Below are 23,661 nucleotides of genomic sequence, written 5' to 3' on the forward strand. Positions count from 1 at the left end.
AGCGTAGCGACCGTTACCCGGATCGTAGCGGCCGCACACGCTGCACCGGAGGGTTACGCCCCGACGAGTACCGGGCCGCCGGCGCCCAGCGCCTCGCGCAGGATGCGGGTCTGCTCGACCTTGTTGTCGGTGGCGAGCAGCGCGGACAGGACGGCGATACGGGCCTGGCCGGCGCGCAGGGTGCCGGTCGGGACGGCTCCGGCGGCCACGAGGTCCACCGCGCCGCCGTGCGTGTAGATCTCGGTGACGGGTCCGGCCATGACCCGGGTGGTCAGCGCGACCAGTACGCCGCGGGCGACGGCGGCCCGGACGGCGTCCACGATCTCCGGTGTGGCGTTGCCCGCGCCGGTCCCGACGAGGACGACGCCGCGCGCGCCGGCCTCGACGGCGGCGTTCAGCAGGACCGGGTCGCCGTCGGCGTGGTGCACGACCACGTCCACGCGCGGGGGGATCTGCGGCATCGCGGGCAGCGGGAGGGCCGCCGGGCGCTGCGGGGTGCGCAGGATGGTGACCTTGCCGAAGCCGATCTTCCCGAAGAGTTCCTTCGAGGGGTCGGCGAACGCGTCCAGCTCCACGGCCTGCGTCTTCACGGTGCCGCGGGCGGCGTGGACCCGTCCGGCGAAGGCGATCAGCACGCCGAGCCCGCGCGTGTTCGCGGCGGTGAGCAGGGCGTCGTAGAGGTTCCCCGGGCCGTCCCCGTCGGCGGTGCCCATGGGGCGCTGCGAGCCGGTGAAGACCACGGAGCGCGGGTCGTGGTGGTGCAGGTCGAGGAGGAAGGCCGACTCCTCGAGGGTGTCGGTGCCGTGCGTGACGACGATGCCGTCCACGCCGGGGTCTGCGAGTACCTCGTGCACGGTGCGCAGCAGCGTGAGCTGGTGCGCGGTGGTCAGTCGCGGGCTGTTCACGCTGAACAGGTCGACCAGTTCGACGCTGATGCCCTCGGGGAGCGGTGCGGTGGCGATCACCTCGTTCCCGTCGGCGTCCGCCGCGAAGCCTGAACCCTGCCAGCGGCTGGCTATCGTCCCGCCGGTGCTGATGACGACGATCCGTCCCATCGGCCGTGGCCGCCCTTCACTCGTGTTCACTCGTGTCACTCATAGGTCACTCGTACATATGTGCTCAAAGCAGCAATGATAGAGCGATCTATGCGCAATGTGATTGCGTATTCCACCAGGCCCGTTCACAAACGTTGGGTGATAATTGCGCCATGGACGCCATTGACCGAGATATCTTGCGCGAGCTTCAGGCGGACGGCCGCCTGAGCAACCAGGAGCTCGCCCAGCGGGTGGGACTGACCCCCTCCCCCTGCATGCGGCGGGTGCGGCAGCTGGAGCAGGACGGGGTGATCCAGGGCTACCGGGCCGTGATCTCCCCCGAGGCGGTCGGGCGGGGGTTCGAGGTGCTCGTCTCGGTCGAGGTGCGCCGCGACCGGGAGGCCGTCGAGGCTTTCGAGGCGGCCCTCCAGGACATCCCGGACGTCATCGAGGCCTACCGCCTCTTCGGGAGCCCCGGCTGCCTGCTGCGGATCGCCGTCGCCGACCTGCGCGCGTACGAGCGCCTGTGGATCGAGAAGCTGACCGCCCTCACCGGCATCACCGAGGTCAACTCGCAGATCATCATGAAGCGCATCAAGGAACCCCAGGGCCTGCCCGTCGACTTCCGCTGACGTACGCGGACCACCGGCGCGCGGACCACTGGCGCGCGGACCACCGGCGCTGCCGGGCCCCGGCACGTACGGGCCCCGGCACGTCCGGACCCGGGCGCGTCCTGAGCCCGGCAGCGAAAGGGCCCGTACGCCGGCGGCTCGTGGCCGCCGGCGTACGGGCTGTGCGCCCGGGGGTCATCAGCCCGGGATGTGGGCTTCCTGCTCCTGGCGCCGCTGGGTGGGCAGGACCGGGGTGCCGGTCGTACGGCTGAGCTTCTCGCCCTCGACGTCCATGTTCGGCAGCAGTCGGTCGAGCCAGCGGGGCAGCCACCAGGCCGACCGGCCGAGCAGGGCGAACAGGGCGGGAACCAGGGCCATGCGGACGATGAAGGCGTCGAAGAGGACGGCGATCGCGAGGCTGAAGCCGACCATCTTGACGAAGACGTTCACCTCCATGATGAAGCCGGAGAAGACGCTGACCATGATGATCGCGGCGGCGCCGACCACACGGCCGCCGTAGCGGAATCCGGTGACCACGGCTTCGTCGGGCTGGGCGCCGTGGACGTAGGCCTCCCGCATCCGGGTCACGAGGAAGACCTCGTAGTCCATCGCGAGACCGAAGACCACACCGATCATGAAGATCGGCAGGGTGCTCATGATCGGGCCGGGCTGGTCGATGCCGAAGACGTCCGCGAGCCAGCCCCACTGGAAGACGGCCACGACCGCGCCGAGGGCCGCACTGACGGAGAGCAGGAAGCCGAGGGCCGCCTTGAGCGGGACGAGCAGCGAGCGGAAGACGAGCACCAGCAGGACGAAGGCGAGACCGACGACCAGCCCCAGGTACGGCAGCATCGCGTCGTCGAGGGTCTGGGAGAAGTCGATGAACAGGGCGGTCTGACCGGTCACCAGGATCTCGGCGCCGTTGGCTGCCCCGAGGCCGCCGGTGATGCCCCGGATCTCGCCGACCAGTTCCTCGGTCTCGTGCTCGGCGGGGCCGGTCTTCGGGATGAGGGTGAGGACCGCGGTGTCGCCCTTGTCGTTGGGCGTGGCGGGGGTGACCGCAGCGACGCCCTCGACCTTGCCGAGCTCCTTGCCGACGGCGGCGGCGGCGTTCGCCGCGTCCTTGGCCTGGACCGTGACCATCAGCGGCCCGTTGAAGCCGGCCCCGAAGGACTCGGACAGCATGTCGTACGCCTTGCGCTGCGTGGTGTCCGGAGCCATGGTGCCCTCGCCCGGCAGGCCGAGCTGGAGGGAGGCGGCGGGTACCGCGACGACGCCGAGGCCGACGACGCCGAGCAGCAGGACGGCCAGCGGGCGGCGGACGACGAAGGTCGCCCAGCGGGTGCCAAGGTTCGGCTTCTGGCGTGCGGCCCGCTTGTCGGCCTTGCGCTGCTGGCGCTCGGTGAGCGGCTTGCCGTAGTACTTCTTGCGCTCCCGGCGGGGCATGACCTTGATCGGCGCGAAGCCGAGGAGGGCCGGGACGAGGGTGATCGCGATGAGGACGGAGACGGCGACCGTGCCGGCGGCGGCGAGGCCCATCTTGGTGAGCATCGGGATGTTCACCACGCTGAGGCCCGCGAGGGCGACGATGACGGTGAGACCGGCGAAGACGACGGCGGAGCCGGCCGTGCCGACGGCCCGTCCCGCGGCGTCCTGGCGCTCGCGGCCCTCGGCGAGTTCGGAGCGGTAGCGGGAGACGATGAACAGGGCGTAGTCGATGCCGACCGCGAGGCCGATCATCAGCGCGAGGGTGGAGGTCGTGCTGGACAGGCCGAGGGTGCTGCCGAGTGCGGTGATGGCCGCGCCGCCGATGGCGACGCCCATGATGGCGGTCAGCAGGGGCATGCCCGCGGCGATCATCGAGCCGAAGGTGAGGACCAGGACGATGGCGGACACGAGGATGCCGATGCCCTCCGCGCCGCCGCCGGGTGCTCCGTCCACCTTGACCGCGTCACCGCCGGCCTCGACGACGAGCCCGGTGGTCCGGGCGTCCTCGAGCACCTTGTCGAGGCCCTTGTGCGCCTCGTCGGTCACCTTGAGGGCGGACACCTTATAAGTGGCAACGGCGTACGCCGTGGTGCCGTCCTGGCTCAGGGCGTTGGTTTTGAAGGGGTCGGAGGCGGAGACGACGTCCGGCGCCTTGCCGAGCGCGCCGACGAGGGTTTCGACCTTGGCCTTCTCGGCGGGATCGGAGAGCTTTGCGCCGGCCGGCGCCCGGACGACCACGCGGGCGGTCGCACCGTCCACGCTCATCGTCGGGAACTTCTCCTTCAGCAGGTCGAATGCCTTCTGCGATTCCGTGCCCGGCATCGAGAACGTGTCGGTGGGCGGAGGCGGTGCGGTGGAGGCGGCGAACCCGACCCCGACGAGGACGGCGAGCCACAGCAGTGACACCAGGCCTCGTCGCCGGAAGGCGAGACGCCCCACTTTGTAAAGGAAGGTGGCCATAGCGAAAGAACTCCTGTGTGAATCGGTACAGAACGAGCGGGTGATTCGGGTCAGAGCTGCCGGTCGGGACGGCCGGCGGTCGGCAGTGGGGACGGTGGGCGTCTCACCCCCGGCGGTGCGGGCGGCGCCGCCGAGGTCCGTGACGCCATCATGGCACACATATGGCGCCACTGTCGCGCCACATCGGGGCCAGATTGGCGGGTCGGCCGAAAAATGCCGTCCGCCCGACGCGGGGCAAGGCATTCCGCCGGGGTGCGGAACGGGCGGTCTACCGAGGCGCCCACCACGGGAAACGACGCGGAAACCCCGTGCGCGCAAAGGTCGGTACAGGTTTCTGGAAGCCGTCTTCGACGGTCGCGGCACCTCATGAGATCCCGCCATCCACCCCGGCGCCACTGCGGCACCCATGGCGCCACCATGGCGCCGGCAGGGCCGAGCTGCCACTCCCGGCGGACCCGCTCACGCGAGCACGTCCGCCTCGTCGAGGTCCGGCACGATCACCGTGCCGACCCCTTCGTCGGTGAACATCTCCAGGAGGATCGCGTGCGGCACCCGCCCGTCGATCACCCGCGCCGTTCCGACGCCGCCCCGCACCGCGTGCAGGCAGCCGGTCATCTTGGGGACCATCCCGTCGGCCAGCTCCGGCAGCAGCTTCTCCAGCTCGCGGGCCGTGAGCCGGCCGATGACCTCGTCGCTCAGCGGCCAGCCCGCGTACAGGCCCTCGACGTCGGTGAGCATGACCAGCGCCTGGGCCTGCAGCGCCGTGGCCAGCGCCGCGGCCGCGGTGTCGGCATTGACGTTGTAGACGTGCCCGTCCTCGGCGCTGCGGGCGATCGAGGAGACCACCGGAATGCGGCCGTCGGCGAGCAGCCCCTCGATGGCGCCGGTGTTCACCCGGGTGATGTCGCCGACCCGGCCGATGTCCACCGGTTCGCCGTCGATCCACGGCACGTGTCGGACCGCGGTCAGGGTGTCGGCGTCCTCGCCGGTCATGCCGACGGCGAGCGGGCCGTAGGCGTTGATCAGCCCGACCAGTTCGCGCTGCACCTGGCCGGCCAGCACCATCCGGACCACGTCCATCGCGCGGGACGAGGTGACCCGCAGGCCCGCCTTGAACTCACTGGCCAGGCCGCGTCGTTCCAGCTCGGCGCCGATCTGCGGGCCGCCTCCGTGGACGACCACGGGCTTCAGCCCGGCGTAGCGCAGGAAGACGACGTCGCGGGCGAAGGCGGCCGTCAACCGGTCGTCGACCATCGCGTGTCCGCCGAGCTTGATGACGACGGTCCGGTCCTGGTGGCGGGTCAGCCACGGCAGCGCGTCGCCGAGGGACTGCGCCTTGGCCATCGCGGGATGCTGACGGGTCGTCATGAAAACCTCGCGCGCAGGGTGAAGAGAACGCCGGCCGCGCTGGTGACGCTCATCGGCACAACTCCTTCTGTGGAGGGCTCCGGACTCCCCGGGAACGTGAAAGGGCCGCGGAACGGGCCGCGGTCGCCCGTTCAGCATCGCGTGCGGCAAGCCGGGACCGGAAGGCCATTCCTGCGAACTCGGTGCAGAACGCAGGAGATTCAGGGCAGTGTGTGAGCGCTGTCCCGTCAACAGGACGGCGGGGGAAGGCACATCGGCGTCCGGTGGAGCACGTCATCCGCACACCGGTCTCCACGGGGCGCCCGAAAGATGCCATGATCGGGCACGGCGGTCTCGCCAACTCCATCCCCACTAATGGATGACGATCCGGTTCCCGTCCGGAAATCGGATCGTGAACGGCTTGAATTGGAGTGGATTCATGAGCAGCAACCCGTTCGACGACGCTGACGGCCGGTTCTACGTCTTGGTGAACGACGAGGAACAGCACTCGCTGTGGCCGTCCTTCGCCGAGATTCCCGCCGGCTGGCGCATCGTATTCGGCGAGGAAAGCCGCCAGCAGTGCCTGGAACACGTCGAGGCCAACTGGACCGACCTGCGGCCGAAGAGCCTGCGCGACGCGATGGCCGCGGACCGGGTTTCCGCCGGCGCCGCGTGAGGTGAATGCGGCATTCCGCGGAATGACCGAAGAAGGCCGAAGGGTGGGCCCCGGTGCTGTTCGTCCAGCACCGGGGCCCACCCTTCGGCCATGACCGGGGGGAGCCGGGTCAGGCCCGGCCGGCGGCGGCTCCCGCGACCTGGACGCTGCGCGCCCCGCCGAGCTCCCGCTCGGCCCGCCGCAGCACGATCGAGTCGGCGATCTCGCCGCTGCGGACGGCGATGTTCGACAGCAGGGACGAGGACAGGCCGTGGGTGTGCTCGGTGCCTCCCTGGAGGTAGACGCCGCAGGACAGTCCGGACGCGCTGACGAGCCGGTAGTCGCGCTCCACCCGGGGCCGGCCCGTGTCGTCGCGCAGGAACTCCCGGTCGAAGTCGCCGAGCAGACGCGCCGGATCCATGCCCTCGTAGCCGGTGGCGAAGACGAGCGCGTCGACGTCGAGCTCCTGCGGCTCGCTGTCGAGCATCGCGCCCAGGGTCAGCCGTGTCTCGTTGCCCGTCCGGGCGACGTCGACCACCCGGGTGAGGTTGAGGAAGTGCAGCCGCTTGGCGCCCCGCACCTCGTCGTCGTACGAGCGCTGGTGCAGGTCGCGGATGACCTCGTCGTCGACCACCGAGTAGTTGGTGTTCCGGTGGTAGTGCCAGAACGCCTCCCGCGCCTGGTCGGTGCCGAAGTAGTACTCGTCCACCGCGGCCGGGTCGAACACCTGGTTGGCGAAGGGGGTGTCGTCGGCGACGGAGTACCCGTAGGAGGGGAGGATCGCCGAGACCCGCGCGTGCGGGAGCATGTCGTACAGGAACCGGGTGATCTCGGCCGCGCTCTGGCCGGCTCCGACCACCGCCACGCTCTTGAGCTCGTGCGGGTCCAGGCCGCGGAACCGCTCCAGGAACTCGGAGCTGTGCCAGACCCGTTCGTCGCGGGCCACGCCCGTGGGCATGCGCGGAACCAGCCCCGTCGAGATGACCACGTTGCGCGCCCCGACCCGGCGGACACCGCCCGAGGCCTCACGGACGTCGAGCTGCAGGCACTCGGTGGCTCCGGGGCCGGCTTCCTCCGCGCGCCGGATCGCGGTGACCTCGGAGCCGTAGGAGACCTGGTCCGTCAGGCTCGACGCCGCCCATTCCAGGTACTGGTGGAATTCCTGGCGCGTCGGGAAGAAGTCCTGGTTGTTGACGAACTGCACCAGTCGGCCCGCTGCGTGCAGATACGATACGAAACTGAACCGGGACACCGGATTGCGGAAAGTGGCCAGGTCCTTCAGGAACGAAATCTGCATGGTCGTCGACGGCAGCAGCATGTTGCGGTGCCAGCCGAACGAGGCCTGCCGTTCGAAGAACGCGGCCTTGACCGGGTGCTCCGGAACATTGGCCCGGTGCTCTTCCAGTGCGATCGCGAGCGACAGGTTGGACGGGCCGAAGCCGATGCCGACCACGTCGTATATCTCGTGCTCATGCGTACCCGTTGTACCCATAGACAATTCTCCCGCTAGCGTCTTGGAATCTCGACCGGTGATCCGGGAGACCTTTATTCAGTATTGCGCCGCAGAACGTCCCGGCGCCAACCTGAAAGCGCCGGGAAGGCAATTCGAGCGACCCCGGTACGGGCCGATGAGTGAATATCGGTGTCCGGCCGACAGGACAGCGGTACGGTCGGTCCGGATTTCCATGTCCTGGCGCTCCGCGCCGACCGAAAGGGTGAATTCCGGATGTTCGTCCCCAGTAATTACCGCGAACCGGACAGTTCGTGGATGACCGATCTGATACGCGATAATCCGCTGGCCCTGGCCGTGATCAACGGGACGGCGGAGGACGGCCCGTTCGCGACCCATCTGCCGGTCATCACGGACCCGCAGGCCCCCGATGAATGGGCGCCCGACCTCTCCGGAGGAAAACTGCTCGGCCATATGAACAGGGCCAATCCGCACTGGGCTGCGATCGAGAACGGCAGCGTCATCCTGCTGACCTTCACCGGCCCGCATTCCTATGTCTCGCCGACGGTGTACGAGAAGTCGCCGGCCGCGCCGACCTGGAACTTCACCTCCGTGCACGTGCGCGGAGTGGTGGAGAAGATCGACTCGATCGAGGAGACCATGGGCGTGGTGCAGGCCACCGTCGCGGCCTTCGAGGGCTCGAAGTTCGGCACCGGCTGGGACATGAGCGAGTCGATCGGCTACTTCCGGCAGATCGTGCCCGCGGTCGGCGCCTTCCGGGTCACCGTCTCCGGGGCCGAGGGCATGTTCAAGCTCAGCCAGGAGCAGCCCGGCGCGGTACGCGGCCGCGTACTGGACTCGTTCACCGGGAGCGGGTGCACCCGGCAGCGCGAGACGGCCGACCTCATGCGCCAGCTGCCCGCCTGATCCGCCGGGCGGCGCGCGGCGCCCGACGGACTTCAGGGCCCCACTCCGGAGGGAGTGCGGGCCCTGAAAGAACCTCCGACGGCGGCGGGGCTCCGACGGCCGCGGGATCAGGCCTCGATGGCCAGCCGCCGGCCGGCGCCGGCCGCGTCCGAAGGCCCTTTGACCGCCTCCGGCTCCCCCACTTCATCCGTTTCCGACGCGCCCTGCTCCGCGGACGCGTCCCGGGGTTCGCCCGGGTCCTCGCGTTCCCCCAGCCGCTCCAGCTCCGCCAGGGCCTGCTTGGCCGCGCTGTCCAGGGTCACCAGTACCCAGCGCTCGAAGTCGACCCCGGCCCGCTCCGCCGCCTTGTGCCACCACTGGAGCCGGCTGCCCGGTACCTCCAGCCGACGCGTCGGCTCGGCGGGCAGCCTGACCTGCGCCTCGTCCTCGCGTGCGGCACGGATGGCGCTGCGCAGCTGCTTGGTGGTCCACTTCCGCGCTTCGGCGCGGTCCAGCCACGACTCCTGCTCGTCGTGCGGCAGGGAGGCCAGCTCCGCGTGGTGCTGGAAGCTGAGGGCGCCCCGTCGGCGGCTGAAGTCGAACCGCCTGGAGACCCAGGCGTAGTTGCGCAGGGTCTGGTACTGGAGTCCGGCGGCGCGGATCCCGCGCTGGTAGCGGTCGGTGTAGTGGTCCTTGCCGTACACGAGCCAGTCGCCGAGCCACCACGAGGAGGAATCAACAATTCCGGACAGCTGGCGTCCGGCCTTCTCCCAGTCGTCGAAGGACATCCCGGCGGGCATCTGCAGACCGACCTTCGTGGTCAGCACCTGCCCGCGGCGCGGATCCTCGCCCATGGGCCTGCGCTGCCGGGGCGCCAGGTCCGGGCCCGTACGGATCTGCCCGATTCTCGATCCCTCGATGTCGCCGGCCTGAATCGCCATCGTGCCTCCATGTGAAGGGGTCCCTCCAGAACAGGTGTGGAGGCTCGCAGCCCGTGCTAAAGGCAGGCCAAAGCGGCCCCGGCGGAGCCCTGTCGGAGCCCTGTCAGAGCCCTGTCGGAGCCCTTTTCCGGGCAGCCGCCGCGCCGCGCCGGCGCACGGCCCGTCCCGTCGACGGGACACCGCCGGAGAGCTCGTCGAACAACTGAACAGCCGCCGGTCGTTGTCGGCGTCTTTCTGTTCTCCGCCTCCCGGGCGGGAGGTATGTTCATTCTCGGCCAGAGTTTCTTCGCTGCGGCACATCTGAATTCTCGAATCGCCGCCGACTCGGCTTGTTCACGAGACGGTCGGAGATAAAGCGGACAGCGGGCCGGGGCACCGCTCCTTTTCTGTTTCCCGCACATCCGCACACCCGCAGCACGCCACCTCTCCATTCGGCTGATTCGGTATCGATTCCGCCGTACCGGGAGGTCCGGAAATCTGACCGCCGAACACAACGGGGGAGGACACGCATGAAGCACCGCAGCGCCGGCCCGCTGGGCCCGCTTCCGGAGTTCCTTGGGCAGTACGTGGCCGCGGAGGGACACATTCCGGACGGCATCGACGTCGTCCCGTTCTTCACGCCCGCCGGGGACAAGATGTGGCTGGTGTGCGACTACGCGCTGGCGCGCCGGGTCCTGACCGACAAGAGGTTCAGCCGGGCCGAGGCGGTCACCGCGCACGCCCCGAAGCTCAACGACGCCCAGCCCGTGCCCAATTCGATGATGAGCATGGACGGCGCCGACCACTCGCGGCTGCGCCGCGTCGTCACCAAGGCGTTCACCACCGGCAGGACCACGGCGATGGCACCGGCCATCGAGCGGCTCGCCGACCGGCACCTGGACGCCATGGAGGCATCGGGACCGGGCACCGACCTGATCGAGGGTCTTGCCGCGCCGCTGCCGCTGGCCGTCCTGTGCTCGCTGCTGGGGGTCCCGCCCGAGGACAGCACCCGGTTCCGCGACTGGGTCGAGGTGCTCTTCGACATCTCCGCCAGCACCCCGCAGGAGAAGGCCCGCCGCCGCCTCGAACTCATCGACTACATGGCCGACCTGATCGACGCGAAGCGCCGGCGGCCCGAGGACGACCTGCTCACCTCCATGATCGAGGCGCACGAGCAGGGCGAGCTGTCCATGGGCGAACTGCTCACCATGGGACTCACCCTGCTGATGGCCGGCTACGAGACCGTCGTCGGGCAGCTCGGCCTGTCGGTGCACGCACTGCTGTCCGACCCCGCCGCGTACGCGGACCTGCGCGACCGGCCCGAGGAACTGGCGCCGACGGTCGAGGAGCTGCTGCGGCTGACCCCCTCCACCCCCATCAGCTTCCCGCGCGTCGCGGTGGAGCCGGTGCCGCTCGGCAGTGTCACGGTCCAGGCCGGGGAAGGCGTGATCGTCTCGCTGCTGCACGGGAACCGGGACGGAACGACGTTCACGGACCCTGAGGGGCTCGACCCGCAGGGACACGACGCCGCGCACCTGACGTTCGGGCACGGCGTGCACCGCTGTCTCGGCGCGCCGCTGGCCCGCCTCCAGGTGCGGATCGTGCTGGAGCGCCTGGTACGGCGGTTCCCGGCACTGCGGTTGGCCTCCGGCCCCGAGGCGGTGGTCTGGAAGGACGGCCTCGGTACCCGCGGGCTGTCCCGGCTGCTGGTGGAGTGGTAGCGGCTCCGCGCAGGCCGGTCGTACAGGCGGGTCGCCTCCCGGGTGTTCCGGGCGTCCCCCATGAAGTGCTGCTTCCTGGAACACCTTTGGACTTGGAGTGAGGATCCGCATGTCTGTCGAGACCACCCGCCGCGATGCCGAGCCCGTTGCCGTCATCGGGCTGTCCTGCCGCTTCCCGGACGCGCACGCCGAAGGCGGCGAGGGCGCCGAGGGTGCCGAGGGCTTCGACGCGGGCTTCTTCGGCATCGCGCCCGACGCGGCCGTGTCGATGGACGCACCCCGGCGGCTCCTGCTGGAACTGGGCTGGGAGGCGCTGGAACACGCCGGCATCGTGCCGGCCGCACTGCGCGGCGGCGACACCGGGGTCTTCCTCGGCGCGGACGGCGCGGACAGCACGGAGGCCACGGAGGATGCAGGTCCCGCCGGCGATCTCCGTACCGTACTGGGGCTGAGCGGTCCGGGCCGGACCGTGGCCGACGGCCCGGCGTCCGCCCTCGCGGCCGTACGCCTGGCGTGCGAGAGCCTGCGCACCGGCCAGAGCGGGATCGCGCTCGCGGGCGGGACCGGGACCCGCACCGGCCGGGCGCCCGCGGGCGGGGCCGTTCTCGTACTCAAGACCCTGGCGCGGGCCCTGGCCGACGGCGACCGCGTGCGCGGCGTCCTCCCCGAGGGCGGTACGGCCGCGCCCACCGGGCTCGCCGCACTGGTCGAGGCTCTGGACCCCGCCGCCGCCCGGGTGGCCGCCGGGGACACCGCGAGCCGGCAGGAACGATCCGGCGCCCCGGCCCCGGCCGCCTTCCGCGGCGGGACGCTCCCCTGGGTGCTCTCCGGCCACACCGTCGCGGCCGAGCGCGCGCAGGCGCAGCGGCTCCTCGCGCAGCTCACGTCGAACGCCGAACACCCCGAGCACGCCGAGCACGCCGAGCACGCCGAGCACGCCGACGGCACGGCACGCCCGTTCCCGCTCCCCCGCCCCGGCGACATCGGCCACTCCCTGGCCACCTCGCGCACCGCCTTCACCCATCGCTCGGTCCTGCTGGCCTCCACCGAGGCGGAGTTCGCCGAGGAGCTGACCGCGCTCGCCGAGGGCCGCCGCGGCTCCGCCCGCATCAGCGGCACGGCCACCCCCCGCGACCGGGCCGTCTTCGTCTTCCCCGGCCACGGCTCGCAGTGGGCCGGTATGACCGCGGACCTGCTCGACACCTCCGACGTGTTCCTCGCCAGCATCCGGGCCACCGCCGAGGCGCTCGCCCCGTACGTCGACTGGTCGCTGGAGGACGTCCTGCGCGAGGTGCCCGGCGCGCCCGGGCTGGACCGCATCGACGTCATCCAGCCGGCCCTGTTCGCGACCGCGCTCGGCCTCGCCGCCCTCTGGCGCTCCTTCGGCATCGAACCCGCCGCCGTGGTCGGCCACAGCATCGGCGAGCTCGCCGCGGCCGTCGTCGCGGGCGGGCTGAGTCCGCAGGACGGCGCGCGGGCCGCGGCGCTGTGGGGCCGGGCGCAGGCCCGGCTCGCGGGCCGCGGCTCCATGCTCTCGGTCCTGCTGCCCCTCGACGAGGTGCGGACGCGCCTCGCGGCATGGGACGGGAAGCTGTCCGTGGCCGGGATCAACGGTCCGCGGTCGATCGCCGTGTCCGGCGACGTGGACGCGATCGAGCGCCTCCAGGAGGAGTTGACCGCCGAAGGGGTACGGGCCCGGCGGGTCGCCATCGACTACGCACCGCACAGCGCCCACATGGACGAGATCCACGAGGAGTTGCTCACCGTCCTCGCCCCGCTGCGCCCTCGAAAGGGGAGCATCCCCTTCTATTCCGGTCTCACGGGCGCACAGCTCGACACCCGTTCGCTGGACGCCTCGTACTGGTTCCGCAGCCTGCGCGAGGCCGTGCTGTTCGAGAACGAGATCCGCTGCCTCGCCGATCACGACCTCTTCGTGGAGATCAGCCCCCACCCGGTGATGACCCTGCCCGTCGAGCAGATCCTGGAGACCACCGACTCCACGGCCCTCGTGGTCGGTTCGCTGCGCCGCGACGCCGACGGCCCGCACCGGTTCCTGACCTCCGTGGCGCAGGCGTACGCGCACGGCGCCCCGGTGGACTGGAGTCCCGCCTTCCCGGCGGACGCCGCGGTGGTCGACCTGCCGACGTACCCCTTCGGGCGGGACACGCCCGAGGCCGCTCCGGCCCCCTTCGGGAACGGCGGCGACCCCGAGCGCACGGCCGGGTTCCTGATGGATCTGGTGCGCTCCGAGGTGGCCCTCGTCCTCGGGCGCGGCAAGGGCGCCGACATCGACCCGACCCGCTCCTTCACCGATCTCGGCCTGGACTCGGCGACCGCCGTGGAACTGCGCAACCGGCTGGTCGCCGCGACCGGCCTGAAGCTGCCGACCACCCTGCTGTTCGACCGGCCCACCCCCGAGAAGCTCGTGGCCCGGCTGGCCGAGCTGTCGGGCGTCGTCGCCGCGCACGAACCCGTCTCGCGGGCCCTCGCCCGCCGGACCCCCGGCTCCGACGAGCCCATCGCGATCGTCTCCATGGCCTGCCGCTTCCCGGGGGGCGTGGCCTCCCCCGAGGACCTGTGGCGGCTGCTCGTGGAGGAGCGGGACGCGGTCTCCGAGTTCCCCGGCAACCGCGGCTGGGCCCTGGAGACCCTCTTCGACGGCGACCCCGACCGCGCGGGCACCTCGTACACCCGGCAGGGCGGGTTCCTGCACGACGTCGACCGGTTCGACGCCGAGTTCTTCGGGATCAGCCCGCGCGAGGCCACCGCCATGGACCCGCAGCAGCGCATGGTGCTCGAAACCGTGTGGGAGGCCGTGGAGCGGGCCGGGATCGATCCGGCCGCCCTGCGCGGCAGCGGCACCGGCGTGTACGTCGGCGCAATGGCCCAGGACTACGGCCCGCGCCTGCACGAGGCCGGTGAGGGCGTCGGCGGCTACCTGCTGACCGGCACCTACACCAGCGTGGTCTCCGGCCGTGCCTCCTACACCCTCGGCCTGGAGGGCCCCGCGGTCACCGTCGACACCGCGTGCTCGGCCTCCCTCGTGGCCCTGCACACGGCTGCGCAGGCGCTGCGGGCCGGGGAGTGCGACCTGGCCCTCGCGGGCGGTGTGACCGTGATGGCGAGCCCCGGCATGTTCGTGGAGTTCAGCCGTCAGCGCGGCCTGTCCGTGGACGGGCGCTGCAAGTCCTTCGCGGAGGCGGCCGACGGCACGGGCTGGGGCGAGGGCGTCGGCATGCTGCTCCTGGAGCGGCTCTCCGACGCGGAGCGGGCCGGGCACGAGGTGCTCGCCGTGATCCGCGGATCGGCCGTCAACCAGGACGGCGCGAGCAACGGGCTCAGCGCCCCCAACGGCCCTTCCCAGGAACGGGTCATCCGGGAGGCCCTCGCCGCATCCGGGCTGTCGGCCGCGGACGTGGACGCCGTCGAGGCCCACGGTACGGGCACCCGGCTCGGCGACCCCATCGAGGCGCAGGCCCTGCTGGCCACCTACGGTCAGGGGCGCGCGGCCGACCGGCCGCTGTACCTGGGCTCGCTGAAGTCCAACATCGGGCACACCCAGGCCGCCGCGGGAGCGGGCGGCGTCATCAAGATGGTCATGGCGATCCGCAACGGCCTGCTGCCCCGCACCCTGCACGTGGACACCCCGACCTCGCACGTGGACTGGTCGAGCGGCGCGGTCTCGCTGCTGACCGAGGCCACTCCGTGGCCGGAGACCGACCGGCCCCGGCGGGCCGGCGTGTCCTCCTTCGGCGTCAGCGGCACCAACGCCCACCTGGTGCTGGAACAGGCGTCCGGGCCCGTGTCCGCGCCGCCGGTGTCCACGCCGGGGTCCGATGCGGACGGGGCTGCCGCCCCCATGGCCTCCGCGACCTCCGTCCCCTTCGTGCTCTCCGCCAAGAGCGACCGGGCGCTGCGGGCCCAGGCCGGCAGGCTCCTGGACCACCTCCGGGAGAACCCCGGCGTCCGGCTCGCGGACATCGGCCACTCCCTCGCGCTCGGCCGCGCCCACTTCGACCGGCGGGCCGCCGTGGTCGCCGACGACCTCGCAGGGCTGGAGCAGGGCCTGCGGGCCCTGGCCGACGGCGCCACCGACCGCGGCCTGGTGACCGGGCAGAGCCGGCCCGCCACCCGCCCCGTCTTCGTCTTCCCCGGTCAGGGCGCGCAGTGGGTGGGCATGGCCGCCGGGCTGCTGGAGTCCTCCGCCGTGTTCGCGCGCCGGATGGCCGAGTGCGCGGCGGCCCTGGAGCCGCTGGTGGACTGGTCGCTCCTCGACGTCGTACGCGGGGCGGAAGGAGCCCCCGGCTTCGAGCGCGTGGACGTCGTACAGCCCGTCCTGTGGTCCGTGATGGTGTCCCTGGCCGAGGTCTGGCGCTCGCTGGGCGTCGAGCCGGCCGCCGTGATCGGCCACTCGCAGGGCGAGATCGCCGCGGCCTGCGTGGCCGGCGTGCTCAGCGTCGAGGACGCGGCCCGCGTGGTGGCGCTGCGCAGTCGCGCCCTGACCGTGCTGTCGGGCCGGGGCGGCATGATGTCCGTGGCCGAACCGGCCGCATGGGTACGGGAGCGGATCGGGGCCTGGCGGGGCCGGATCTCCGTCGCCGCGGTCAACGGCCCGGCGCAGACCGTGGTCTCCGGTGACCCGGACGCGCTCCGCGAGTTCCTCGCCCAGTGCAAGGAGGGCGGGTCGAGGGCCCGACTCGTCGACGTGGACTACGCCTCCCACTCCGCCCATGTCGAGGAACTCGAGGGCGAGTTGGCTCGGATCCTCGACGGCATCGAGGCCCGTCCGGGCGATGTCCCGGTCTACTCCTCACTGACCGGGGCGCTGCTGCCCGATGCCAAGGTGATGAGCGCCGGGTACTGGTACCAGAACCTGCGCGAGACCGTGCAGTTCGAGTCGGCCGTCGGCGAACTGCTCGCAGCCGGCCACCACACCTTCATCGAGGTCAGCCCGCATCCGGTGCTGACCATCGGGGTGCAGGCCGCCCTCGACGAGGCCGGTACGCGCGGCACCGCCCTCGGCACCCTGCGCCGCGACGAGGACGAGGCGAACCGGCTGCTGCTCTCACTCGGCGAGGCGCACTGCCACGGCGTGGACGTCGACTGGTCCGCCGTGTTCGACGGTACGGGCGCCCGCCGCGTCCCGCTGCCGACGTACGCCTTCCAGCGGACCCGCTTCTGGCTCGACACCCCGGTCACCGCCGAGGACCCGTCCGGCCTGGGCCTGACGCCGGCCGAGCACCCGCTGCTCGGCGCGATGACCACCCTCGCCGGTGGTGAGGGCGTGCTCTTCACCGGCCGCGTCTCCCGGCGCACCCACCCCTGGGTCGTCGACCACGCGGTCGTCGGTACGGTCCTGCTGCCGGGTACCGCCCTCGTCGACATGGCCGTCGCGGCGGGCGAGCGCTTCGGCCACGACCGGCTCCAGGAACTGGTCCTGGAGGCACCGCTGATCGTCCCCGAGGACGGCGGCATCCACCTCCAGGTGACCCTCGGCGCCGAGGAGTCGGGCACCCGCTCCGTCACCGTCCACTCCCGCCCGGAAGGCGGCGCGGACGGGGCCGGCGGGGCCGAGGAGGAGTGGACCCTGCACGCCTCCGGCCTGCTGACCGCCGGCGAGCAGGCGGTACCGGTTGCCGCGACGACGGCCTGGCCGCCGCAGGGAGCGCGGCCCGTCGCCCTCGACGACGCCTACGACCGTCTCGCCGACCGCGGTTACGAGTACGGGCCGGTGTTCCAGGGCCTGGGCCGGGTCTGGCAGTCGGGCGCGGAGCCGTTCGCCGAGCGCTTCGCGGAGGTCTCCCTCCCCCAGGAGCAGCACGCCGACGCCGCGGTGTTCGCCCTGCACCCGGCGCTCCTCGACGCCGCCCTGCACGCGATGCTCGTCGGGGACGGCACCGGGCTGACCATCCCGTTCTCCTTCAACGGGGTCACCCTGCACGCCACCGGTGCGACCGCGCTGCGGGTGCACGTGATCCCCGTCGACGCCAACAGCGCCTCACTGACGGCCACGGACCCCGACGGGCAGCCCGTCGTGACGATCGACTCCATCACGCTGCGCCCGGCCGGCGACCTCCGGGCGCGCGGCGGCGGCAAGCAGCGGGCGGGCCTGCACCGGATCGGCTGGAAGCCGCTCCCGCAGAGCGTGCAGGGCACGACCGGGCTCTGGGCCGTGCTGGGTTCCGACCCGCACGGGCTGGCCGCGGCCGTCTCCGGGGACACGTACGCGGATGCCGCCGAGCTGCGCACCGCCCTGGGCGACGGCGCACAACTTCCCTCCTTCATCGGCCTGTCCGAGGACGTCACCGAGGTGCACTCGGCGGTCCAGGGCACCCTGGCCACGCTCCAGCAGCTCCTGGCCGACACCGCACTCGACTCCACCCCCATCGTCGTCCTCACCCGCGGAGCCACCGCCCTGACGACCGACGAAGACATCCTCAACCTCCCCGCCGCAGCCCTCACCGGCCTCATACGCACCGCCCAGAACGAACACCCCGGCCGCATCACCCTCCTCGACATCGACACCACCGAACACCTCACCACCGCAGCCCACACCGCAGCCCACACCCCCGACACCCAACTCGCCCTACGCGACGGCCAACTCCACACCCCCCGCCTCGAAACCACCCCCACCACAAACACCACGAACACAACCTTCGACCCCGAAGGCACCATCCTCATCACCGGCGGCACCGGCGGACTCGGCCGCATCCTCGCCCGCCACCTCGTCACCCACCACGGCGCCAAACACCTCCTCCTCACCAGCCGCAGCGGACCCAACGCCCCCGGCGCCCAAGAACTCACCACCGAACTCACCACCGCAGGCGCCCACATCACCATCACCGCCTGCGACACCTCCAACCGCGAAGCAACCGCACGACTCCTGAACACCATCCCCGCCGCCCACCCCCTCACCGCCGTCATCCACGCCGCCGGCACCCTCAACGACGCCACCCTCCACAACCTCACCCCCCACCACATCACCCAAGTCCTCCACTCCAAGACCGACGCCGCCCACCACCTCCACGAACTCACCCAGAACCACCCCCTCACCCACTTCATCCTCTTCTCCTCCATCGCCGGACTCATCGGAAACCCCGGCCAGGCCAACTACGCCGCCGCCAACACCTACCTCGACGCCCTCGCCCACCACCGCCACCACCACAACCTCCCCGCCACCAGCCTCGCCTGGGGACTCTGGGACACCTCCAGTGCGATGACGAGCGGACTGAGCGAGCTCGACATCAAGCGGTGGGCCCGCAAGGGTGTCCGGCCGATCTCCGCCGAGCGCGGCATGGAGATCTTCGACGCGGCCCTCGCCTCGTCCGAGCCGCTGCTCGCCGCGGCCGACCTGGACCTGGCGACCCTGCGTTCCCCGGACCGGTCGGCGCCCGCGCTGCTGCGCACGCTGGTCCGCGCCCCCCGCCGCCGCGCCGCGGCCGCTGCCGTCTCCGCGAAGGGGGATTCCTCCTGGGCCGAGCGCACCGCCGCCCTTCCCCCGGCCGACCGCCGGCGTACCGTCGGTGAGCTCGTACGGGCCACCGTCGCCGCCGTACTCGGGCTGGCCGGGCCCGACGCCGTCAACGACGACGCGGCGTTCAAGACCCTCGGCATGGACTCGCTGACCGGCCTGGAGCTGCGGCGCCGGGTCGTCGCGGTCACCGGTGTCACGCTGCCCGCGACCGCCGTCTTCGACCACCCCACCCCGGACGCCCTCGCCGGCTTCCTGGCGGGCGAGCTGTCCAAGCTGGCCGGTGAGACCGAGGTCGTCGTCCGGCCCGGGCAGCCGATCGTGGCGCGCAGCGGCTCCGACCCGGAGGACCCGATCGTCATCGTGGGGATGGCCTGCCGCTATCCCGGCGGCACCCGCTCCCCCGACGACCTGTGGCAGCTCGTGGCGGACGGCGTCGACGCCATCGGCCCGTTCCCCACGAACCGCGGCTGGGCGCTGGACCGGCTGTTCGACGACGACCCGAACCAGGCGGGCCACTCGTACGCCCGCCACGGTGGTTTCCTCCACGATGCCGACCGCTTCGACGCGGAGTTCTTCGGGATCAGCCCGCGCGAGGCGGCGGCCATGGACCCGCAGCAGCGCCTGCTGCTGGAGGCCAGTTGGGAGGCGGTGGAGAACGCGGGCATCGCCCCGGCCACGCTGCGCGGCAGCCGTACCGGTGTCTTCAACGGCGCCATGTACAGCGAGTACGCCTCCCACCTGCGCAATGCGCCGGAGGCGGTGGAGGCCTACCGTACGACCGGGAACACGCTCAGCGTCGCCTCGGGGCGCGTCTCGTACGCGTTGGGCCTCCAGGGTCCGGCGATCACGGTCGACACGGCCTGCTCCTCCTCGCTCGTGGCCCTGCACCTGGCCGCCCAGGCGCTGCGCCAGGGCGAATGCACCCTGGCGCTGGCGGGTGGCGTGACCGTGATGGCCGTGCCCGATCTGTTCGTGGAGTTCAGCCGGCAGCGCGGGCTGGCGACGGACGGCCGCTGCAAGTCCTTCGCGGACGCGGCGGACGGCACCGCCTGGAGCGAGGGTGTCGGCATGCTGCTGTTGGAGCGGCTCTCCGACGCCCGGCGCAACGGGCACCAGGTCCTCGCGGTCGTCCGCGGTTCCGCCGTCAACCAGGACGGCGCCAGCAACGGCCTCACCGCCCCCAACGGACCCTCCCAGGAACGCGTCATCCGCGAAGCCCTCACCGCCTCCGGACTCACCCCCACCGACATCGACGCCGTCGAAGCCCACGGCACCGGAACCACCCTCGGCGACCCCATCGAAGCCCAAGCCATCCTCGCCACCTACGGCCAGAACCGAACCCCCGACCACCCCCTCCACCTCGGCTCACTCAAATCCAACATCGGCCACTCCCAAGCCGCAGCCGGCGTCGGCGGCGTCATCAAAATGGTCATGGCCATGCAACACGGAGTCCTCCCCCGCACCCTGCACGTGGACCGGCCGACCTCGCACGTCGACTGGAGCACGGGCTCGGTGTCCCTCCTGACGGAGGCCACCCCGTGGCCGGAGACCGACCGGCCGCGCCGCTCCGCCGTGTCCTCCTTCGGCATCAGCGGCACCAACGCCCACGTCGTACTGGAACAAGCCCCCACCACCGAACCCGCGGAGCGTACGGCGGAAGCCCCCGCGGCCCTGCCGGCCGCCCGCCCGTGGCTGCTGTCGGGCCACACGGAGGCGGCCCTGCGGGCCCAGGCCGGCCGGCTGCTGGCCTTCGTCTCCGCGTCCACATCGGACGAGGAGAGCGCGCAGGGAGAGCCGTCCGTCTCGCTGGCCGACATCGGCAGGACGCTGGCCGAGGTTCCGGGGCTGCTGGCGCATTCGGCGGCCGTGGTCGCGGAGGACCGGGACGGCTACCTGCGGGGGCTGGCCGCGCTGGCCGCGGGTGAGGAATCCGCCGATGTGATCGCGGGCCCGCCGGCGGGTCGTGGCGGTGGCAGGACCGCGTTCCTGTTCACGGGTCAGGGCAGTCAGCGTCCCGGCATGGGCCGTGAGCTGTACGCGACCCACCCCGTCTACGCCGCCACCCTCGACGAGGTCTGCACCCACCTCGACCGGCACCTCGAGCAGGCCGTCCCCCTCAAGACCCTGATCCTCGCCGACGAGGACCCCGCCTCACCCCTCCACCAGACCATGTGGACCCAAGCAGCACTCTTCGCCACCGAGGTCGCGCTCTACCGCACGCTGGAACACCACGGCCTCACGCCCGACGTCGTCGTCGGGCACTCCCTCGGTGAGCTCGCCGCCGCGCACGTCGCCGGGGTCTTCTCCCTGGACGACGCCTGCACCCTCGTCGCCGCACGCGGACGCCTCATGCAAACCGCCCCCACCGGCGGCGCCATGATCTCCATCGAAGCCACCGAAACCGAAATACGCGACACCCTCCCCACCCACCACGGCCACCTCGACATCGCCGCCATCAACACCCCCAACTCCACCGTCATCACCGGCGACCACGACGCAGCCCACCAACTCGCCACCACCTGGCGCAGCAACGGCCGACGCACCAAACAACTCAACGTCAGCCACGCCTTCCACTCCCCCCACATGGACCCCATCCTCAACCAATTCCGCACCACCGCCACCACCCTCACCTACCACACCCCCACCATCCCCCTCATCTCCAACCTCACCGGCACCACCGCCACCACCCAACAACTCACCAACCCCGACTACTGGGTCCAACACCTCCGCCACACCGTCCGCTTCAACGACGCCATCCACCACCTCCACCACCACCACAACATCACCACCTACATCGAACTCGGCCCCGACCCCACCCTCACCGCGATGACCACCAGCATCCTCGGGGAGGACATCGCCCGGGGTGCGGTGACGGCCGTGGGCGTGCTGCGCAAGGGCCGCCCCGAGGTGCGGACGCTGGCGGTCGCCCTGGCCCACGCGGCCCTGCGGGGTGCGGCACTGGACGCCGAGCGCCTCTTCCCCGGTGCGCGGCGGGCCGTACTGCCGACGTACGCCTTCCAGGGCACCCGGTTCTGGCTGAACAGCCCGGCCACGGCGGAGGACGTGGCGAGTCTGGGCCTGACGCCGGCCGAGCACCCGCTGCTCGGCGCGGTGACCAGCCTCGCCGGCGGGGAGGGACTGCTGTTCACGGGCCGCGTCTCGCGGAACACCCATCCGTGGATCGCCGAGCACGCGGTCTCCGGGACCGTACTGCTGCCGGGCACGGCGTTCGTCGAGATGGCCGTCGCGGCGGGCGAGCGCTTCGGTTACGACCGGCTCCAGGAACTGGTCCTGGAGGCGCCGCTGATCGTCCCCGAGGACGGTCGGATCCACCTCCAGGTGGCCCTCGGCGCCGAGGAGTCGGGCACCCGATCCGTCACCATCCACTCCCGCGCCGAGGGCGGGGCGGACGAGGAGTGGACCCGGAACGCCTCCGGTGTCCTCGCCGAGGCCGGTCCGGCCCCCGCGCCGGACGCTGCCGTCTGGCCGCCGGAGGGTGCGAAGGAGCTGGCGGTCGGTGACCTCTACCCGCGGCTCGCCGAGCGCGGATACACGTACGGCCCCACCTTCCAGGGCCTGCGGCGGGCGTGGAGACGCGGTACGGATCTGTACGCGGAGATCTCACTGCCGGAGAGCATCGACGGCGACGCGTTCGCCCTGCACCCGGCCGCGCTGGACGCCGCTCTCCACGGTCTGCTGATCGAGGACTCCGACGAGGTGGACGTCCCGTTCTCCTTCAACGGGGTCACCCTGCACGCGGCGGGTGCGACCGCGCTCCGGGTGCGCCTGGTGCCGAAGGACGGTACGAGCTCCGCGTCACTGACGGCCACGGACGCCGACGGCCGACCGGTGCTGACGGTGGACGAGATCGCCCTGCGCCCGGCCGGTGACCTCCGGGGCCGCGGCGGAACGCAGGACGGGCTGTACCGGATGGTGTGGAAGCCGTTCCCGACGACCACGGATGCCGATGCCGCTACGGGTCCCTGGGCGGTGCTGGGCTCCGACCCGCACGGGTTGGGCCCCGCCGTCTCCGGGGATGTGTACGCCGACGTCGCCGCGCTTCGGGCCGCGATCGCAGCGGGCGCTCAACTGCCGCTGTTCATCGGCCTGTCCGAGGACGTCACCGAGGTGCACTCGGCGGTCCAGGGCACCCTGGCCACGCTCCAGCAGCTCCTGGCCGACACCACACTCGACTCCACCCCCATCGTCGTCCTCACCCGCGGAGCCACCGCCCTGACGACCGACGAAGACATCCTCAACCTCCCCGCAGCAGCCCTCACCGGCCTCATACGCACCGCCCAGAACGAACACCCCGGCCGCATCACCCTCCTCGACATCGACACCACCGAACACCTCACCACCGCAGCCCACACCGCAGCCCACACCCCCGACACCCAACTCGCCCTCAGAGACGGCCAACTCCACACCCCCCGCCTCGAAACCACGCTCGCCGGCCCGGCACCGGTCCCCTTCGACCCCGAAGGCACCATCCTCATCACCGGCGGCACCGGCGGACTCGGCCGCATCCTCGCCCGCCACCTCGTCACCCACCACGGCGCCAAACACCTCCTCCTCACCAGCCGCAGCGGACCCAACGCCCCCGGCGCCCAAGAACTCACCACCGAACTCACCACCGCAGGCGCCCACATCACCATCACCGCCTGCGACACCTCCAACCGCGCAGAGCTCGCCGACGCCATCGACGCCGTCCCCGCCGCCCACCCCCTCACCGCCGTCATCCACGCCGCCGGCACCCTCAACGACGCCACCCTCCACAACCTCACCCCCCACCACATCACCCAAGTCCTCCACCCCAAGACCGACGCCGCCCACCACCTCCACGAACTCACCCGCGACCTGAACCTGTCGGCCTTCATCCTCTTCTCCTCCATCGCCGGACTCATCGGAAACCCCGGCCAGGCCAACTACGCCGCCGCCAACACCTACCTCGACGCCCTCGCCCACCACCGCCACCACCACAACCTCCCCGCCACCAGCCTCGCCTGGGGACTCTGGGACACGAGCACGGGCAGCATGGCCGCCCAGTTCTCGGAGGCCGACATCAAGCGGTGGGCGGCCAAGGGCATCCTCGCGC

At 71.8% G+C, this 23,661-nt stretch carries 9 protein-coding genes and 2 pseudogenes; 6 read left to right on the plus strand and 5 right to left on the minus strand.

All coding sequences use genetic code 11. The annotated features are described in order from the left end of the window. Positions 1-53: 53 nt before the first annotated feature. Positions 54-1,055, minus strand: coding sequence for an asparaginase (locus B6R96_RS09040; RefSeq protein WP_081522203.1), 1,002 nt, complete (start codon positions 1,053-1,055; stop codon positions 54-56). Positions 1,056-1,207: 152 nt separating this feature from the next. Here B6R96_RS09040 and B6R96_RS09045 point away from each other — a divergent pair, with 152 nt between their 5' ends. Then, on the plus strand, positions 1,208-1,666 hold the full coding sequence (locus B6R96_RS09045) for an Lrp/AsnC family transcriptional regulator (RefSeq protein ID WP_053703441.1): 459 nt from the start codon (positions 1,208-1,210) through the stop codon (positions 1,664-1,666). Between the two features lie 177 nt (positions 1,667-1,843). On the opposite strand, the gene B6R96_RS09050 is transcribed toward B6R96_RS09045, so the two are convergent. Then, positions 1,844-4,093, minus strand: a complete 2,250-nt coding sequence (locus B6R96_RS09050) for an MMPL family transporter (protein WP_081522204.1) — start codon at positions 4,091-4,093, stop codon at positions 1,844-1,846. A 459-nt stretch (positions 4,094-4,552) separates the two neighbouring features. Next, on the minus strand, positions 4,553-5,461 hold the full coding sequence (argB, locus tag B6R96_RS09055; RefSeq protein WP_081522205.1) for an acetylglutamate kinase: 909 nt from the start codon (positions 5,459-5,461) through the stop codon (positions 4,553-4,555). A gap of 418 nt (positions 5,462-5,879) precedes the next feature. On the opposite strand from argB, the gene B6R96_RS09060 reads away from it, so the two are divergent. Further along, positions 5,880-6,116 (plus strand): MbtH family protein, encoded by a 237-nt coding sequence (locus B6R96_RS09060; RefSeq protein WP_030386169.1) that lies wholly within the window; start codon positions 5,880-5,882, stop codon positions 6,114-6,116. A gap of 109 nt (positions 6,117-6,225) precedes the next feature. On the opposite strand, the gene B6R96_RS09065 is transcribed toward B6R96_RS09060, so the two are convergent. Then, positions 6,226-7,587 carry a lysine N(6)-hydroxylase/L-ornithine N(5)-oxygenase family protein gene (locus B6R96_RS09065; protein ID WP_081522206.1) on the minus strand — a complete coding sequence of 454 codons (1,362 nt, stop codon included), beginning with the start codon at positions 7,585-7,587 and terminating at the stop codon, positions 6,226-6,228. A gap of 234 nt (positions 7,588-7,821) precedes the next feature. Here B6R96_RS09065 and B6R96_RS09070 point away from each other — a divergent pair, with 234 nt between their 5' ends. Continuing rightward, positions 7,822-8,472, plus strand: a complete 651-nt coding sequence (locus B6R96_RS09070) for an FMN-binding negative transcriptional regulator (protein ID WP_081525039.1) — start codon at positions 7,822-7,824, stop codon at positions 8,470-8,472. A gap of 107 nt (positions 8,473-8,579) precedes the next feature. Here B6R96_RS09070 and B6R96_RS09075 read toward each other — a convergent pair whose 3' ends face one another. Continuing rightward, positions 8,580-9,392, minus strand: a complete 813-nt coding sequence (locus B6R96_RS09075) for an LmbU family transcriptional regulator (RefSeq protein WP_203351608.1) — start codon at positions 9,390-9,392, stop codon at positions 8,580-8,582. 509 nt (positions 9,393-9,901) lie between these two features. On the opposite strand from B6R96_RS09075, the gene B6R96_RS09080 reads away from it, so the two are divergent. From B6R96_RS09080 to B6R96_RS38975, 3 genes and pseudogenes are all read left to right on the plus strand, one after another. Continuing rightward, positions 9,902-11,092 (plus strand): cytochrome P450, encoded by a 1,191-nt coding sequence (locus B6R96_RS09080; protein WP_081522207.1) that lies wholly within the window; start codon positions 9,902-9,904, stop codon positions 11,090-11,092. A 109-nt stretch (positions 11,093-11,201) separates the two neighbouring features. Next, a pseudogene (locus B6R96_RS38970) lies at positions 11,202-15,119 on the plus strand (beta-ketoacyl synthase N-terminal-like domain-containing protein); the annotation flags it as partial. A 171-nt stretch (positions 15,120-15,290) separates the two neighbouring features. Further along, positions 15,291-23,573: pseudogene (locus tag B6R96_RS38975) on the plus strand (SDR family NAD(P)-dependent oxidoreductase); the annotation flags it as partial. Positions 23,574-23,661: the final 88 nt, after the last annotated feature.

It is taken from the genome of Streptomyces sp. Sge12 (genome assembly GCF_002080455.1).
In the GTDB taxonomy this organism is placed as follows: domain Bacteria; phylum Actinomycetota; class Actinomycetes; order Streptomycetales; family Streptomycetaceae; genus Streptomyces.

Coding starts and splice junctions, on each gene's coding strand:
- B6R96_RS09060 (WP_030386169.1), top strand. CDS start 5,880: ATGAGCAGCAACCCGTTCGACGACGCTGACGGCCGGTTCTACGTCTTG.
- B6R96_RS09045 (WP_053703441.1), top strand. CDS start 1,208: ATGGACGCCATTGACCGAGATATCTTGCGCGAGCTTCAGGCGGACGGC.
- B6R96_RS09070 (WP_081525039.1), top strand. CDS start 7,822: ATGTTCGTCCCCAGTAATTACCGCGAACCGGACAGTTCGTGGATGACC.
- B6R96_RS09065 (WP_081522206.1), bottom strand. CDS start 7,587: ATGGGTACAACGGGTACGCATGAGCACGAGATATACGACGTGGTCGGC.
- B6R96_RS09080 (WP_081522207.1), top strand. CDS start 9,902: ATGAAGCACCGCAGCGCCGGCCCGCTGGGCCCGCTTCCGGAGTTCCTT.
- B6R96_RS09050 (WP_081522204.1), bottom strand. CDS start 4,093: ATGGCCACCTTCCTTTACAAAGTGGGGCGTCTCGCCTTCCGGCGACGA.
- B6R96_RS09040 (WP_081522203.1), bottom strand. CDS start 1,055: ATGGGACGGATCGTCGTCATCAGCACCGGCGGGACGATAGCCAGCCGC.
- B6R96_RS09075 (WP_203351608.1), bottom strand. CDS start 9,392: ATGGCGATTCAGGCCGGCGACATCGAGGGATCGAGAATCGGGCAGATC.
- argB (WP_081522205.1), bottom strand. CDS start 5,461: ATGACGACCCGTCAGCATCCCGCGATGGCCAAGGCGCAGTCCCTCGGC.